The 16,096-nt window shown below is 53.5% G+C and carries 17 protein-coding genes and 1 tRNA gene; 6 read left to right on the top strand and 12 right to left on the bottom strand.

Annotation, left to right across the window (positions count from 1 at the left end; translation table 11 throughout):
• Positions 1–142 precede the first annotated feature (142 nt).
• The 6 genes from AAIR21_RS06590 to rlmE form a co-directional block, all read right to left on the bottom strand.
• Positions 143–229 (bottom strand) — tRNA-Leu (locus tag AAIR21_RS06590).
• A 9-nt stretch (positions 230–238) separates the two neighbouring features.
• Positions 239–571, bottom strand: coding sequence for a preprotein translocase subunit SecG (gene secG / locus AAIR21_RS06585; protein ID WP_020883537.1), 333 nt, complete (start codon positions 569–571; stop codon positions 239–241).
• Positions 572–794: 223 nt separating this feature from the next.
• A complete protein-coding gene (gene glmM / locus AAIR21_RS06580; protein WP_014171789.1) occupies positions 795–2,132 on the bottom strand; it encodes a phosphoglucosamine mutase in 1,338 nt (445 codons plus the stop codon).
• Complete coding sequence (gene folP, locus AAIR21_RS06575) at positions 2,125–2,973, bottom strand: dihydropteroate synthase (RefSeq protein ID WP_020883535.1); 849 nt, start codon at positions 2,971–2,973, stop codon at positions 2,125–2,127. The genes glmM and folP overlap by 8 nt, the downstream gene beginning before the upstream one ends.
• A 98-nt stretch (positions 2,974–3,071) precedes the next feature.
• Positions 3,072–5,006 (bottom strand): ATP-dependent zinc metalloprotease FtsH, encoded by a 1,935-nt coding sequence (gene ftsH, locus AAIR21_RS06570; RefSeq protein ID WP_025202925.1) that lies wholly within the window; start codon positions 5,004–5,006, stop codon positions 3,072–3,074.
• Positions 5,007–5,108: 102 nt separating this feature from the next.
• Complete coding sequence (gene rlmE, locus AAIR21_RS06565) at positions 5,109–5,735, bottom strand: 23S rRNA (uridine(2552)-2'-O)-methyltransferase RlmE (RefSeq protein WP_014171792.1); 627 nt, start codon at positions 5,733–5,735, stop codon at positions 5,109–5,111.
• Between the two features lie 127 nt (positions 5,736–5,862).
• Here rlmE and yhbY point away from each other — a divergent pair, with 127 nt between their 5' ends.
• Positions 5,863–6,156, top strand: coding sequence for a ribosome assembly RNA-binding protein YhbY (gene yhbY / locus AAIR21_RS06560; RefSeq protein WP_003861814.1), 294 nt, complete (start codon positions 5,863–5,865; stop codon positions 6,154–6,156).
• Between the two features lie 151 nt (positions 6,157–6,307).
• Here yhbY and greA read toward each other — a convergent pair whose 3' ends face one another.
• Complete coding sequence (greA, locus tag AAIR21_RS06555) at positions 6,308–6,784, bottom strand: transcription elongation factor GreA (protein WP_014171793.1); 477 nt, start codon at positions 6,782–6,784, stop codon at positions 6,308–6,310.
• A 227-nt stretch (positions 6,785–7,011) separates the two neighbouring features.
• Here greA and dacB point away from each other — a divergent pair, with 227 nt between their 5' ends.
• From dacB to pmrB, 3 genes are read left to right on the top strand one after another with little or no spacing between them, the layout of a single operon-like run.
• Positions 7,012–8,445, top strand: coding sequence for a serine-type D-Ala-D-Ala carboxypeptidase (gene dacB / locus AAIR21_RS06550; protein ID WP_020883534.1), 1,434 nt, complete (start codon positions 7,012–7,014; stop codon positions 8,443–8,445).
• Between the two features lie 2 nt (positions 8,446–8,447).
• Positions 8,448–9,110 (top strand): two-component system response regulator PmrA, encoded by a 663-nt coding sequence (gene pmrA, locus AAIR21_RS06545; protein WP_014171795.1) that lies wholly within the window; start codon positions 8,448–8,450, stop codon positions 9,108–9,110.
• Positions 9,107–10,150 (top strand): two-component system sensor histidine kinase PmrB, encoded by a 1,044-nt coding sequence (pmrB, locus tag AAIR21_RS06540; RefSeq protein ID WP_014171796.1) that lies wholly within the window; start codon positions 9,107–9,109, stop codon positions 10,148–10,150. The genes pmrA and pmrB overlap by 4 nt, the downstream gene beginning before the upstream one ends.
• Before the next feature lie 32 nt (positions 10,151–10,182).
• Here the strand turns inward: pmrB and cgtA are convergent, their stop codons facing one another.
• The 4 genes from cgtA to rplU all read right to left on the bottom strand — a co-directional run bounded on the left by cgtA (position 10,183) and on the right by rplU (position 13,021).
• Complete coding sequence (cgtA, locus tag AAIR21_RS06535) at positions 10,183–11,355, bottom strand: Obg family GTPase CgtA (RefSeq protein ID WP_014171797.1); 1,173 nt, start codon at positions 11,353–11,355, stop codon at positions 10,183–10,185.
• 15 nt (positions 11,356–11,370) lie between these two features.
• On the bottom strand, positions 11,371–12,336 hold the full coding sequence (locus AAIR21_RS06530; protein ID WP_014171799.1) for a DMT family transporter: 966 nt from the start codon (positions 12,334–12,336) through the stop codon (positions 11,371–11,373).
• Positions 12,337–12,432: 96 nt separating this feature from the next.
• Entirely contained in the window at positions 12,433–12,690 is a 258-nt protein-coding gene (gene rpmA, locus AAIR21_RS06525; protein ID WP_004385076.1) for a 50S ribosomal protein L27, read from the bottom strand.
• Between the two features lie 19 nt (positions 12,691–12,709).
• Positions 12,710–13,021 (bottom strand): 50S ribosomal protein L21, encoded by a 312-nt coding sequence (rplU, locus tag AAIR21_RS06520; protein WP_003025032.1) that lies wholly within the window; start codon positions 13,019–13,021, stop codon positions 12,710–12,712.
• A gap of 256 nt (positions 13,022–13,277) precedes the next feature.
• On the opposite strand from rplU, the gene ispB reads away from it, so the two are divergent.
• Both ispB and sfsB read left to right on the top strand, forming a co-directional pair.
• A complete protein-coding gene (gene ispB, locus AAIR21_RS06515; RefSeq protein ID WP_020883532.1) occupies positions 13,278–14,249 on the top strand; it encodes an octaprenyl diphosphate synthase in 972 nt (323 codons plus the stop codon).
• 231 nt (positions 14,250–14,480) lie between these two features.
• Positions 14,481–14,768 (top strand): DNA-binding transcriptional regulator SfsB, encoded by a 288-nt coding sequence (sfsB, locus tag AAIR21_RS06510; RefSeq protein WP_014171802.1) that lies wholly within the window; start codon positions 14,481–14,483, stop codon positions 14,766–14,768.
• A gap of 61 nt (positions 14,769–14,829) precedes the next feature.
• Here sfsB and murA read toward each other — a convergent pair whose 3' ends face one another.
• Complete coding sequence (gene murA / locus AAIR21_RS06505; RefSeq protein WP_020883531.1) at positions 14,830–16,089, bottom strand: UDP-N-acetylglucosamine 1-carboxyvinyltransferase; 1,260 nt, start codon at positions 16,087–16,089, stop codon at positions 14,830–14,832.
• Positions 16,090–16,096 lie beyond the last annotated feature (7 nt).

Here is a 16,096-nt window from a genome sequence, read left to right as displayed (position 1 = left end):
CGCCCACTGGGCGCCTTTTTTACGACCGCTACAGAACCGTTCCCGCTGGCACGAACGTACCCGCCGACGAAAACGCCCCTTCTACAGACGAAATCTACAGACGAAAAAAAAGACGTCTTTCGACGTCTTTCTTCTGGAATATTGGTACCGAGGATGGGACTCGAACCCACAAGCCCGTTAGGGCACTACCACCTCAAGGTAGCGTGTCTACCAATTCCACCACCTCGGTACTGAATACTTAGTGCGGGATATCGCTGGTCGGCTTAGCCGGTGCAGCTGGCTGAGTCTGCTCAGTTTTCGCTGGCGCGCTCAGATTTTCCCACTCGCTTCCTTTGCTGGTCTTGTTGCTGTTGATATTGCCAAGCGCCAGACTGATGATGAAGAACAGCGTAGCCAGAATCGCCGTTGTGCGGGTCATGAAGTTCGCAGAACCACTTGAACCAAACAGCGTACCGGAAGCGCCTGCTCCGAAGGAGGCTCCCATATCAGCGCCTTTACCTTGCTGCAGCATGATCAGCGCTACGAGAGCGATGGCTACAATAAGGAAAATAACTAAAAGAGCTTCGTACATAATCAACCTGTTCCTTGCGGATTTGCCGCATACCAATGCTTCGACCAATTAGCAGGATTTTTGTTTCCCACTGAAGCGGGTGTGAATACTAACCAAAGCGAATGTGCTTCGCAAGGGCAATTTTGACGCATTGTATCAACTGCGGAAAAAAACAGCAAAAAGCCATCAATTGCTCAAAACAAAGGCGGCAAGCGCCGCCTTTTTAATCACTTAACGTGAAAAACTATGCAGCTTTTACGGCATCCGCAATACGGTGTGCAAATTCATTCACCTGCGCCTCGTCTTCGCCTTCCACCATTACGCGGATCAGCGGTTCGGTTCCAGATTTACGCAGCAGAACACGCCCACGGTTGCCCAGGGCTGCTTCAACGTCAGCCATCACCGCTTTCACATTTTCATTTTCCAGTGGATCGCCTTTACCGGCGGTGAAACGCACATTCACCAGGATCTGCGGGAACATTTTCATGCCGCTGCAGAGATCGTGCAGGCTCATATGGTTGCGCGCCATGGCGGCAACAACCTGCAGCGCAGCGACGATACCGTCTCCGGTGGTGGTTTTATCCAGCAGGATCACGTGGCCTGAGTTTTCAGCCCCGATGCGCCAGCCTTTTTCCTGCAGTTTTTCCAGCACATAGCGGTCGCCCACTTTTGCACGGACAAACGGAATACCCAGCTGTTTCAGCGCCAGCTCCAGACCCATGTTGCTCATCAGCGTGCCTACTGCACCGCCGCGCAGCTGGCCCTGACGCAGACCTTCACGCGCAATGATATAGAGGATCTGGTCGCCGTCGACCTTATTACCTTCGTGATCGACCATGATCACGCGATCGCCGTCGCCATCCAGTGCGATGCCCAGATCGGCTTTTTCCGCCAGAACGCGCGCCTGCAGAGCACGAACGTCAGTCGCACCCACCTGTTCGTTAATATTCAGTCCATCGGGCTCACAGCCGATGGTAATCACGTTCGCACCCAGTTCGCGGAAAACATTCGGCGCAATGTGATAGGTCGCACCGTTGGCGCAGTCCACCACAATTTTAAGATGGGCCAGGCTCAGTTCGTTCGGGAAAGTACCTTTGCAGAATTCGATGTAACGACCCGCGGCATCGACAATGCGGTTCGCTTTACCCAGCTCGGCGGAGTCGACACAGGTGATCTCTTTTTCCATCTCCGCTTCGATCGCCTCTTCCACTTCATCCGGCAGCTTAGTGCCGTCGATGGAGAAGAATTTAATGCCGTTGTCGTAAAACGGGTTATGCGACGCCGAAATCACAATCCCTGCTTCAGCACGGAAAGTACGCGTCAGATATGCCACAGCAGGCGTTGGCATTGGGCCAGTGAAGGAAGCGGAAAGCCCCGCGGCAGCCAGACCGGCCTCCAGCGCTGACTCCAGCATATACCCGGAGATACGGGTATCTTTACCAATGATGATTTTACGGGAGCCATGACGCGCAAGGACTTTACCCGCTGCCCACCCCAGTTTCAGGACAAAATCAGGGGTGATTGGCGCATCACCCACGCGCCCACGAATACCATCGGTACCAAAATATTTACGATTACTCATAGCGTTTGTTTTCCTTCGCTGCCAGTGTAGCTTCCACTACACGCATGGCTTCTACTGTTTCTTTAACGTCATGGACACGAATAATGTGCGCGCCCTGCATCGCCGCAATTACAGCGCAGGCCAGGCTTCCGCTCAGACGTTCGCTCGGCCCTACATTCAGTAACTGACCAATCATCGACTTTCTCGACATACCAACCAGCAATGGCAGGTCGAAATGATGGAATTCCGATAAGCGCGCAAGCAGCTCATAATTGTGAGAGAGATTTTTACCGAAACCGAACCCCGGGTCGAGCAGCAATTTCTCTTTTGCGATACCCGCACGTTCACAACGTGCAATATGCTCAATAAAGAAGCGATTTACGTCGGCATAAACATCGTCATACTTTGGCGCTTCCTGCATGGTTTTCGGCTGTCCTTGCATGTGCATCAGGCAAACCGGTAGCCCGGTCTCCGCGGCCGCCTCCAGTGCGCCAGGCTCCGTCAGCGAGCGAATATCATTGATGATGTGAGCACCCACTCTCGCGACTTCACGGATCACTTCAGGTTTAGACGTATCGACGGAGATCCACACCTCGAACCGCTGTGCGATAGCTTCAACCACAGGCACCACGCGCGCCAGTTCTTCTTCCACCGAAACGTCTGCCGCCCCAGGGCGCGTCGATTCCCCGCCCACGTCAATGATGGTGGCGCCCGCGTTAATCATCAAATTTGCGTGTTTCACAGCCTCGATAAGCGTGTTATGCGTGCCGCCGTCAGAGAAGGAGTCAGGCGTGACATTCAGGATACCCATCACATGCGGATGTGAGAGATCGAGATGCGAGTCCTGGGCGAATAGTTTCATGGTCAAATCCCTGGTATCAATATGGTTTTACAGAAAAGAAAAACCCCGGAGCAAGCTCCAGGGTTTGAGGTGCAAACATAGATTTCAACAGCAGTGACTTACTTGTCGCCCAACTGTTCTGACATGGTGTTGCCCGGGTTCGGCGTACGCGGTTCATCGACCGGACGCGGCGCACGCGGTGTGCCATTATTGTCAGAATTGTTGGAAGCGCCTGGGTCTTCCCAACCCGCTGGCGGACGCACTTCGCGGCGAGCCATCAAGTCGTCAATCTGCGGAGCATCGATGGTCTCATATTTCATGAGCGCATCTTTCATCGAATGCAGAATGTCCAGGTTATCGTTCAGGATCTGACGGGCGCGATTGTAGTTACGCTCGATCAGCAGCTTCACTTCCTGGTCAATGATACGTGCGGTTTCATCGGACATGTGTTTCGCTTTCGCCACGGAGCGGCCCAGGAATACTTCGCCTTCTTCTTCCGCATACAGCAGGGGACCCAGCTTCTCGGAGAAGCCCCATTGGGTCACCATGTTACGCGCCAGGTTGGTCGCGACTTTAATGTCGTTGGACGCACCGGTCGAAACATGTTCCGCGCCGTAAATAATCTCTTCTGCCAGACGACCGCCGTAAAGGGTTGAAATCTGACTTTCCAGTTTCTGACGACTGGCGCTGATGGCATCGCCTTCCGGAAGGAAGAACGTCACACCCAGCGCACGACCGCGCGGAATAATCGTCACTTTATGCACCGGATCGTGTTCCGGCACCAGGCGACCGATAATCGCGTGACCGGCTTCGTGGTAAGCCGTGGACTCTTTCTGCGCTTCCGTCATCACCATGGAGCGACGTTCCGCACCCATCATGATTTTGTCTTTCGCTTTTTCGAACTCCACCATCGACACAACGCGTTTGTTACCGCGAGCAGCGAACAGTGCAGCTTCGTTGACCAGGTTTGCCAGGTCAGCACCGGAGAAGCCCGGCGTACCACGCGCGATGATTGCCGCGTCGACATCCGGTGCCAGCGGTACGCGACGCATGTGAACTTTCAGAATCTGTTCACGACCACGTACATCCGGCAGACCAACCACAACCTGACGGTCGAAACGGCCTGGACGCAGCAGCGCAGGGTCAAGAACGTCCGGACGGTTAGTCGCCGCGATAACGATAATACCTTCGTTACCTTCGAAGCCATCCATCTCAACCAGCATTTGGTTCAGCGTCTGTTCACGTTCATCGTGACCACCGCCCAGGCCTGCGCCACGCTGGCGGCCTACGGCGTCGATTTCATCGATGAAGATAATGCACGGTGCTGCCTTCTTGGCCTGCTCGAACATGTCACGCACACGAGATGCACCAACACCCACGAACATTTCAACGAAGTCAGAACCTGAAATAGTAAAGAACGGCACCTTCGCTTCACCCGCGATGGCTTTCGCCAGCAGGGTTTTACCGGTACCCGGAGGCCCCACCATCAGAACGCCTTTCGGGATCTTACCGCCCAGTTTCTGGAAACGGCTCGGCTCGCGCAGGTATTCAACCAGTTCGCCCACTTCTTCTTTTGCTTCGTCGCAACCTGCAACGTCGGCAAATGTGGTCTTGATCTGATCTTCCGTTAGCATACGCGCCTTGCTCTTACCGAACGACATGGCACCTTTGCCACCGCCGCCCTGCATCTGGCGCATAAAGAAGATCCAGACGCCAATAAGAAGCAGCATCGGGAACCAGGAGATGAAGATAGAAGCCAGCAGGCTTGGTTCTTCTGGCGGCTCGCCTACCACCTTGACGTTTTTGGTCAGAAGGTTATCAAGCAGCTTAGGATCGTTCACCGGGATGTAAGTCGTGTAACGGTTACTATCTTTCTTGGTAACGTTGATCTCACGTCCGTTGATACGCGCTTCGCGAACCTGGTCCTGATTGACCTCCTGCAGGAAGGTAGAATAATCCACCTTGCGGCCATTCGACTCGCTGGGCCCAAAGCTCTGGAATACTGACATCAGCACAACGGCAATGACCAGCCAGAGTATTAGGTTTTTCGCCATGTCACTCAAGGGATTAACCTCATATTACAACTGTGTTAAAAACAGCGTCAGGATACTCTATATCCCGTGTCATTCAAACTTTCGTCTGAAAGACGCGGGTTATCATTTTCGCCCGGTCGCTACAATATACACTTCTCGGGAACGGGCCCGGGAAGAGTCCGGCTTACGAACTTTAACCTTCGCAAACAGGGAGCGAATTTCCTTAAGATACTCCTCGAAACCTTCGCCCTGAAACACCTTCACAACAAAACTACCACCAGGCGCTAGTACATCACGACACATTTCTAACGCTAGCTCCACCAAATACATGGCGCGGGGGATATCCACCGCCGGTGTTCCACACATATTTGGTGCCATATCTGACATGACAACCTGGACCTTACTATCACCTACACGCTCAAGTAGCGCTTTCAGCACTAATTCATCACGAAAGTCGCCCTGAAGGAAGTCGACACCGACGATGGGATCCATTGGTAAAAGGTCGCATGCGATGATTCGGCCCGTTCCGCCGATCTGCGTAACCGCATACTGGGACCATCCGCCAGGTGCTGCACCGAGATCGACAACCGTCATTCCCGGCTTAAAAAGTTTGTCACTTTGCTGTATTTCATCAAGTTTAAACCAGGCACGGGAACGCAACCCCTTTTTCTGTGCCTGTTGAACATATTTATCGCTAAAGTGTTCCTGAAGCCAGCGGCTGGAGCTGGCAGAACGCTTTTTACCTGTCATTTAACATTTCCGTCCTGGTTCATCGTTACTTGCCTGTGACGTAAATTTCTACGCAGCTATTTGGCGATATAAGGGAGATGGCGGTAGAATGAACCGTTTTCAATCCCAACGTAAGCAAAAATATACGATGAATCTGAGTACTAAACAAAAACAGCACCTTAAAGGTCTGGCACATCCGCTCAAGCCTGTAGTCATGCTTGGCAACAATGGTTTGACCGAAGGGGTGCTTGCCGAGATTGAACAAGCGCTGGAACACCACGAGCTGATCAAGGTGAAAATCGCCTCTGAAGACCGAGACACTAAAAACCTGATCGTGGAAGCCATCGTGCGTGAAACGGGTGCCTGTAATGTACAGGTCATCGGTAAAACGCTGGTGCTCTATCGCCCATCTAAAGAGCGTAAAATCTCGCTGCCACGCTAAGGATATCCTGAATCGAACACATTTTCTGTGTAAAACGAGGGATTTCTGTCAGCAGGTGAGCAAAATGCCACGCTCCTTGAGTTGATAAAAGGCCGCTATGCGGCCTTTTTCTTTTCTTTACAATGTATCAACATCTTAGTCGAGATGCGAATTACAGGTATTCAACCTTAATAATTTCGTATTCCACTTCGCCACCCGGGGTGCGGATAGTGACAACATCATCCTGCTCTTTGCCAATCAGGCCGCGAGCAATCGGGGAGTTCACCGAAATCAGATTCTGTTTAAAGTCCGCTTCATCATCACCCACGATGCGATAAGTCTGCTCTTCGTCATTGTCCAGGTTCAGCACGGTAACGGTTGAACCAAAAATGACGCGGCCATTGTTAGGCATTTTGGTGATATCGATAACCTGCGCATTGGACAGTTTTGCTTCGATATCTTTAATACGCCCTTCACAGAAGCCCTGCTGCTCACGCGCCGCGTGGTATTCAGCATTCTCTTTCAGGTCGCCATGCTCACGCGCATCCGCGATAGCGGCGATGATTTCAGGGCGACGAACGGATTTCAGAAAATCCAGCTCTTCGCGCAGTTTTTCGGCACCACGTAAGGTCATCGGAATAGCTTGCATTTGTTATACCTCTTAAACATTCCTGTTGGGAGCAGTGTTCCCTGCCCCGGCCCCCATGAGCGGGCCAGAAGCAAAAAGAAAACCGACCCGGGAGCGAAGCCCCAGGTCAGCAACAATTTTCAATTTGATACGCATTTTACCGCGAAGTTCACTATGGGTCATCGTTTACTTTGCAGTGCTATGCACCGTAGTATGACGGTTTGTTTTCGGGTTGTTAGCGCGAGATTATGCGATTTTCCAGATTTATCATCGGATTGACTACCAGTATAGCGTTCAGCGTTCAGGCCGCGAATGTTGATGAGTACATTAATCAGCTACCCGCAGGTGCCAACCTTGCCTTGATGGTGCAGAAGGTCGGGGCGCAGTCGCCAGAGATTGACTATCACAGTCAACAGATGGCGCTGCCTGCCAGTACCCAGAAGGTGATCACCGCACTCGCCGCCCTGCTTCAGCTTGGGCCTGACTTCCGTTTTACCACCACGCTCGAGACCAAAGGCAACATCGAGGGTGGCGAACTGAAAGGCGATCTTATCGCTCGTTTCGGGGGAGATCCTACGTTTAAACGCCAGGATATCCGCAACATGGTCGCGTCGCTGAAAAAATCTGGCGTGCAGAAGATTGATGGCAATGTGTTAATCGACACCTCTATTTTTGCCAGCCACGATAAAGCGCCAGGATGGCCGTGGAACGACATGACGCAGTGCTTTAGCGCTCCGCCAGCCGCCGCGATTGTGGATCGTAACTGCTTCTCCATTTCACTTTACAGCGCGCCAAAACCGGATGACTTAGCATTTATTCGCGTGGCGTCTTACTACCCGGTGACGATGTTCAGCCAGGTTCGTACCCTCGCAAAAGGCTCCCCGGATGCGCAGTATTGCGAGCTGGACGTGGTGCCAGGCGATCTTAACCGCTTCACGCTGACCGGGTGCCTGACACAGCGCGCCGACCCATTGCCGCTGGCCTTTGCGATACAGGATGGCGCAAGCTATGCGGGTGCCATTCTCAAGGATGAACTGAAGCAGGTGGGAATAACCTATTCCGGTACCCTGCTGCGCCAGACGCAGGTTAATCAACCCGGTACGGTCATCGCCAGCAAACAATCTGCGCCGCTGCACGATTTGCTACGGATTATGCTGAAAAAGTCTGACAACATGATTGCTGACACGGTGTTCCGTATGATTGGTCACGCGCGTTTCGGCGTGCCAGGAACCTGGCGTGCGGGTTCCGACGCCGTACGTCAGATCCTGCGCCAACAGGCGGGGATCGATCTTGGCAACACCATTGCCGTCGATGGCTCCGGGTTATCGCGGCATAATTTGATCTCCCCGGCAACGATGATGCAAGTACTTCAGTACATTGCACAACATGACACTGAGCTAAACTTTATTTCGATGCTGCCACTTGCCGGGCATGACGGTTCGCTTCAGTACCGTGCCGGCCTTCATGCGGCCGGGGTGGACGGAAAAGTTTCAGCCAAGACAGGTTCACTGCAGGGGGTTTATAACCTTGCAGGCTTCATCACTACCGCCAGCGGGCAACGCATGGCATTCGTGCAGTATCTTTCCGGCTATGCCGTCGAACCGACCGACCAGCGTAATCGTCGTATTCCACTGGTTCGCTTCGAAAGCAGGCTTTATAAGGACATCTACCAGAATAACTAGCGATGAAACTACTCATAGTTGAAGACGATCTGTTATTGCAGGAAGGGCTGGCTCTGGCGCTGGCCAATGAAGGATATGCCCTCGACTGCGCCGCCACGGCGGCTGAGGCGGATGCCCTGATCCAGAGCGGCGAGTACAGTCTGGTGATCCTCGATTTAGGCTTACCGGATAAAGACGGCGCTACGCAGCTAAGCCAGTGGCGCCGCCGGGGTATCGCCAATCCGGTATTGATCCTGACGGCACGGGATGCCATTGAAGATCGTATCAACGGCCTCGATTCTGGCGCTGATGATTACCTGGTGAAACCGTTTGCCCTTGCGGAGCTTCAGGCGCGGGTACGGGCGTTGATTCGTCGTTATCAGGGACACAGCGATAACTTACTGACCGACGGCGATATTACGCTGAATCTGCAAACCCAGCAGGTGCTGTGCCAGTCCCTGCCGGTTGAAGTAACCCCTAAAGAGTTCGCGCTGCTGACGCGCCTGATTATGCGCAGCGGACAAACGGTACACCGCGAAACCCTGCAGCAGGATATTTATTCCTGGCAGGACGATCCGGGCTCAAATACCCTCGAAGTGCATATTCACAATCTGCGTCGCAAACTGGGTAAAGACCGGATTAAAACTGTCCGTGGCGTAGGCTACCGTCTGGAGAGCCAGAAATGAACAGCATGCGTCGGCGATTAATGGTTCTGCTGGCGGTCATTCTGTTATTTTTCCAGCTGATAAGCGTGATCTGGCTCTGGCATGAAAGCCGTGAACAGATTGGTTTTCTGGTCAACGAAACGCTCTCGGCGAAATCGCGCAATAATCATGTCGAGAAAGAGATTCGCGAAGCGATTGCCTCGCTGCTGGTCCCCTCTCTGGTGATGGTCGGTTTTACGCTGTGCTTCTCATTCTGGGCGGTCACCTGGATAACCCGGCCGCTGAATCAACTGCGCGTCAGCCTGGCGAACCGCTCGGCGGATAACTTAACCCCACTCCCTGTCTATTCCGACATGGAAGAAATTGGTGCCGTCACAACCTCGCTCAACCAGCTCCTCGCCCGTTTGGATCACACCATTCAACAGGAACGTCTCTTCACTGCGGACGCCGCTCACGAGCTGCGAACGCCGCTTGCGGGGATCAGACTGCATCTGGAACTGATGGCGCAGTCCGGCTCTCCACAGGCCACGACGTTAATTACCCGTATCGATCAGCTGATGCACACGGTTGAGCAACTGCTGATGTTGTCCCGTGCCGGACAGGCGATGGCGAGCGGTCACTATGAAACCGTCAACTGGACAGACGATATCATCATGCCGCTCGGTCTTGGACATGAAGCCAAAGAGCACACGGTGATATGGCCGGACAAAAGTCCGCTCACAGTGCAGGGTGATGCGGTACTTCTGCGTTTGATGCTGCGCAATCTGCTTGAGAACGCCGGGCGCTACAGTCCGTCAGGCACAACGATTCGCGTGACTCTGGCCGACGTTGACGGGGGGACACAGGTCAGCGTTATCGATCAGGGGCCGGGGATAGATGAAGCGCACCGCCAGTCGATTACTGAACCGTTCCGTCGTCTTGACCAACGCTACGGTGGCAGCGGCCTGGGGCTGAGCATTGTGCAACGTATCGTGCAGCTCCACCACGGCAAGCTGACGCTGGAGAATGGTGCTGAGGGCGGCTTAATCGCCAGCTGCTGGTTGCCGTCCAGCCTGCAATAAAAAAGCCCCCTTCCGGGGGCTTTAAACTGCGATTAGTGCTTGTAGATGAACTCGACACCTTCTTCGTCGTCTTCATCCCAGTCGTCGTCCCAGTCTTCTTCCTCTTCCACTTCCAGCTCTTCGAGCTGTTGGCGGTGGTAGTCATCCCACATGAATTCGACTTTTTCTGGCTGTTTCGCTTCTTCAGCCTGAACAACCGGGTTCTCGATGATAAAGGTCATCACATCCCAGCACAGATCTTTCACGCCAACCTGGCTTGCCGCGGAGATCAGGTAGTATTTATCTTCCCAGCCCATCGCTTCAGCAATGGCTTTCGCTTTCGCTTCCGCTTCGGCTTTATCCATCAGATCGATCTTGTTAAAGACCAGCCAACGCGGCTTGTTCGCCAGTTTTTCGCTGTATTTTTCCAGCTCGCCGATAATGATGCGGGCATTTTCTACCGGATCGGAACCGTCGATTGGATCGATATCGATGAGATGCAGCAGTACGCGGCAGCGCTCAAGGTGTTTCAGGAAGCGGATACCCAGACCGGCACCTTCTGCAGCACCTTCAATCAGACCCGGGATATCAGCAACCACAAAGCTCTTCTCGTTATCCATACGGACAACGCCCAGGCTTGGTACCAGCGTGGTAAACGGATAATCCGCCACTTTTGGCTTAGCTGCAGAGACCGCGCGAATAAACGTCGATTTACCGGCGTTTGGCATACCCAGCATCCCGACATCGGCCAGAAGCATCAGCTCCAGCTGCAGATCGCGCTTGTCGCCCGGCGTACCCATCGTTTTCTGACGCGGGGTACGGTTTACGGACGATTTGAAACGGCTGTTACCCAGACCGTGCCAGCCGCCTTTCGCCACCATCAGACGCTGACCGTGTTTGGTCATATCGCCCATGGTTTCGCCCGTCCCTTGGTCAATCACACGCGTACCGACCGGAACCTTAATGGTCACGTCTTTACCGCGTTTGCCCGTACAGTCACGGCTTTGACCGTTCTGACCACGCTCAGCGCGGAAGGATTTTTCGAAACGGTAGTCGATCAGCGTGTTGAGGTTCTCATCCGCCTCCAGCCACACGTCCCCGCCGTCACCGCCGTCACCGCCGTCAGGACCGCCACGTGGAATATATTTCTCACGGCGGAAGCTCACGCAACCATTGCCGCCATCACCTGCCACGACCAGGATTGTCGCTTCATCAACAAACTTCATTTTACTCTCCGTAACTCATTCGCCTGAGCGGGGGACTACTACGACCGCTTCATTTTTGCGCCAACGCCCCCAAAGACGATGACCAATGGCGGAATACATCGCGCCCGCAACCACGACAAACGCACCGAGATAGCCCAACATGTTGAGCATCGGTCTGACGAAGACATCGGGCCAGGCCATTGATAACAAATCTGAAAATAACAGCGTAAACAGCGGGGTAAGCGTAATGAGTGCGCTCACCTGTGCTGCCTGCCAGCGCGCCATCGCTTCGGCCAGCGCGCCATAACCGACCAGCGTGTTCAGCCCACAAAAAATGAGGCACGCCAGTTGCCAGTCGCTAAGCTGGGTAATCACACCCGGTTTTGCTAACGGCAATAATGCTATTGTACACAAAGTGTACAGCAAAAAGAGGATCTGCTGTGAGGCCAAACGACGCAATAACACCTTTTGCGCGACGCCATAGCTCACCCAAACCGTTGCTGCTCCCACTCCGAAGATCACACCCCAGGTGTAATCCGTCAGTCGGGTAAAAATCTCTATCAGACTGGTGTTGAAGAACATCACCAGACCACAGAGCAACATGCTCGCCCCGATAATTTGCGTGCCACGCATCTTCTCCTTGAGGATAAAGACGCTGGCGACCATCATGCCGACCGGTGAAAGCTGACCAATCACCTGCGACGCCGTGGGGCTAAGATACTGCAGGGAAGAACTGAACAGTATAAAGTTACCGAACAGGCCACCCGTCGCGATAGCCAGCAACACCAGCCAGCGCGGTTTACGGAAGATACGCAACGGCGGAAGCTTACCTTTGATCGCGAGGATGGCCCCAAGGCCGATACTTGCCATCAGAAAGCGATAAAATACCACCGTTGGCGGCTCCATCACTTCCAGTACCTGCTTCATTGCAATTGGCAGCGCACCCCAGCACATTGCGGTCGTGAGCGCCAAAAGAATACCAATGCCGGCCTGCTGCTTCATGCCCGTTTTCCCTACAGAAAAAATTACCGGGTTTCCAATGTAAAAAGCCCCGCAACAGGTTGCGGGGCTTTAATCCGTTACCGGACCGAGAAAACCTTACTCAGCAACGATGCTGATGTATTTACGGTTGTTCGGGCCTTTAACTTCAAATTTCACTTTACCGTCTGCTTTAGCAAACAGAGTGTGGTCACGACCGCAACCTACGTTGTTGCCAGCGTGGAATTTGGTGCCACGTTGACGAACAATGATGCTACCCGCCAGAACGGATTCGCCACCGAAACGCTTAACGCCCAGGCGTTTAGCTTCTGAATCGCGACCGTTACGTGTGGAGCCGCCAGCCTTTTTATGTGCCATTTAAATCTCTCCTCAGGTCTTAGGCGCTGATGCCAGTAATTTTCACATCAGTGAACCACTGACGGTGGCCCTGCTGCTTACGGTAGTGTTTACGACGACGAAACTTAACAATTTTAACTTTCTCGCCACGACCGTGAGCAACAACTTCAGCTTTGATAACGCCGCCATCAACGAAAGGAACGCCGATTTTGACTTCTTCACCGTTTGCGATCATCAGAACTTCTGCGAACTCAACAGATTCGCCAGTTGCGATGTCCAGCTTTTCCAGGCGAACGGTCTGACCTTCGCTTACTCGGTGTTGTTTACCACCACTTTGGAAAACCGCGTACATATAAACTCCGCTTCCGCGCACATCCTCGTATGAATCAGAGTGCGCTATAAATATTCACAATAGGGCGCGAATATTACGCAAAACGCGAGCCTTTGACAAGTGCTACCATCAATACATGAAGAAAAAAAACACAACGCGTAAGGTAACGTTTATCTGAGCCGTTTTTTCAGTACAATCAGCACTACTATTGATAAACCTAACCCTTCGTTACCCCATTGAAGATGGGATAAACAGGATAAAAAGCCCGGCTTTTGCGATGAATTTAGAAAAAATCAACGAGTTAACCGCGCAAGATATGGCGGGTGTGAATGCAGCAATCCTGGAGCAACTCAATTCTGACGTTCAGCTGATCAATCAGTTGGGCTATTACATCGTCAGCGGCGGCGGTAAACGCATTCGCCCGATGATTGCCATCCTGGCTGCCCGAGCCGTCGGCTATCAGGGAAATGCTCACGTCACGATCGCGGCACTGATCGAATTTATTCACACTGCGACGCTTCTTCATGATGATGTTGTGGATGAATCAGACATGCGCCGGGGTAAAGCCACCGCCAACGCCGCCTTTGGCAATGCTGCCAGCGTCCTGGTGGGGGATTTTATCTATACCCGTGCCTTCCAGATGATGACCAGCCTGGGTTCGCTGAAAGTGCTGGAGGTCATGTCTGAAGCCGTTAACGTGATTGCTGAGGGCGAAGTGCTTCAGCTGATGAACGTCAACGACCCTGACATCACCGAAGAAAACTACATGCGCGTAATTTACAGTAAAACCGCGCGCCTGTTTGAAGCGGCTGCACAGTGTTCCGGCATTCTGGCTGGCTGTAGCGAAGCCCAGGAAAAAGGGCTGCAGGACTATGGCCGTTATCTGGGTACCGCATTCCAGCTGATTGATGATTTGCTGGATTACAGTGCAGACGGCGAAACGCTCGGCAAAAACGTGGGTGATGACCTGAACGAAGGCAAACCGACGCTGCCGCTACTCCATGCGATGCGCAACGGGTCAGCCGACCAGGCGAAAATGATCCGTGAAGCGATCGAGCAGGGAAATGGTCGTCATCTTCTGGAACCCGTGCTGGAAACAATGGCCATTTGCGGATCGCTGGACTGGACGCGTCAGCGTGCCGAAGAAGAGGCGGATAAAGCCATCGCCGCACTTCAGGTCATCCCGGACAGCCCATGGCGCGATGCGCTCATTGGTCTTGCCCATATCGCCGTTCAGCGCGACCGTTAATCCTGCTCTCCCCTCCCCGCGGCCCTCGCGGGGAGATTCCAGTACACACCTGTATATTCCTCTTTCACGTAAACGCACCGGTTTACAGACCGCATGAATAAAGCCATGCCTTATTCTGAATATCCCTACCAGTAACGCGAACTTTTTAGAACAAGAAATTGAAATGGGTATAGTAAGGCCAGTCGTTTCAGACGAAATGGCGTAAGTGAATCCGAACTTAAGGACAGCGTTATGGACACGAAATTTATCGACTGGCACACAGCAGATATCATTGCGGCACTGCGCAAAAAAGGCACATCACTGGCTGCGGAATCTCGCCGCCATGGCCTGAGTTCTTCAACCCTGGCAAATGCCCTGACGCGCCCCTGGCCGAAGGGAGAATTGATCATTGCGACGGCGCTGGATACGCATCCGTGGGTGATCTGGCCTTCGCGTTACCACGATCCCATTACCCATGAATTTATCGACAGATCGCGCATGATCCGCCAGAGGAAAGTGAAGAAAGACCCGCAGGAATAGCGGTTTTTTTGACAGGAACAGCAACCCCCCGGTCATTTCTGGCAGGGGGCTGCCGGAACGATTACTCGCCCTTCACACGCTCAATATTCGCACCCAGCGCGCGCAGTTTATCTTCGATACGTTCATAGCCACGATCGATGTGATAAATACGATCAACGACCGTCGTCCCTTCCGCAATACAACCCGCCAGCACCAGGCTTGCAGATGCACGCAGATCGGTTGCCATCACCTGAGCACCAGACAGTTTCTCAACGCCGTGGCAAATCACGGTATTACTCTCGATCTCAGCATGTGCGCCCATACGAATCAGTTCCGGTACGTGCATAAAGCGGTTTTCAAAGATGGTCTCGGTAATGAACCCCGTCCCTTCTGCCACCAGGTTTAACAGGGTGAACTGCGCCTGCATATCGGTCGGGAAAGCAGGATGCGGAGCTGTACGCACGTTTACCGCTTTTGGACGGTTGCCGTGCATGTCCAGGCTGATCCAGTCTTCACCGATTTCGATATCAGCGCCTGCGTCACGCAGTTTCGCCAGCACCGCATCCAGGGTATCTGGCTGCGCGTTGCGGCAGGTAATTTTCCCGCCTGAAATCGCGGCAGCAACCAGGAACGTCCCGGTTTCGATACGGTCTGGCAGGACACGATACACGCCGCCGCCCAGACGCTCAACGCCTTCGATGGTGATACGGTCGGTGCCCTGGCCGGTGATCTTCGCACCCAGCGCCACGAGGAAGTTCGCGGTATCCACAATCTCCGGTTCACGCGCGGCGTTTTCGATGATGGTAGTACCTTCTGCCAGCGTTGCCGCAGACATGATGGTGACGGTGGCACCAACGCTCACTTTGTCCATGACAATGTGCGCGCCTTTCAGGCGGCCATTCACAGACGCTTTAACATAACCTTCTTCGAGTTTGATCTCGGCACCCAGTTTCTCCAGGCCAAAGATGTGCAGGTCAACCGGACGTGCACCGATTGCGCAGCCACCCGGCAGGGAAACCTGACCCTGACCAAAACGTGCCACCAGCGGGCCAAGCGCCCAGATGGATGCGCGCATGGTTTTTACCAGATCGTAAGGTGCAGAGAAGTTGTTTACGTTGCTGGCGTCGATCCAGACAGAACCGTTACGCTCAACTTTGGTGCCCAGCTGGCTGAGCAACTTCATGGTGGTGTCGATATCTTTCAGCTTCGGTACGTTCTGAATTTCTACCGGCTCTTCCGCGAGCAGCGCAGCAAAGAGGATGGGCAGCGCGGCATTTTTTGCGCCAGAAATTGTGACTTCGCCCTGGAGACGCGTTGGCCCCTGTACACGAAATTTATCCATTGTGTGC

Source organism: Enterobacter sp. PTB (genome assembly GCF_051130085.1).
Classification (GTDB): Bacteria; Pseudomonadota; Gammaproteobacteria; order Enterobacterales; family Enterobacteriaceae; genus Enterobacter; species Enterobacter ludwigii.
The sequence above is the reverse complement of the archived record's forward strand: the minus strand, read 5'-3'. Positions and strand labels throughout refer to the sequence as shown.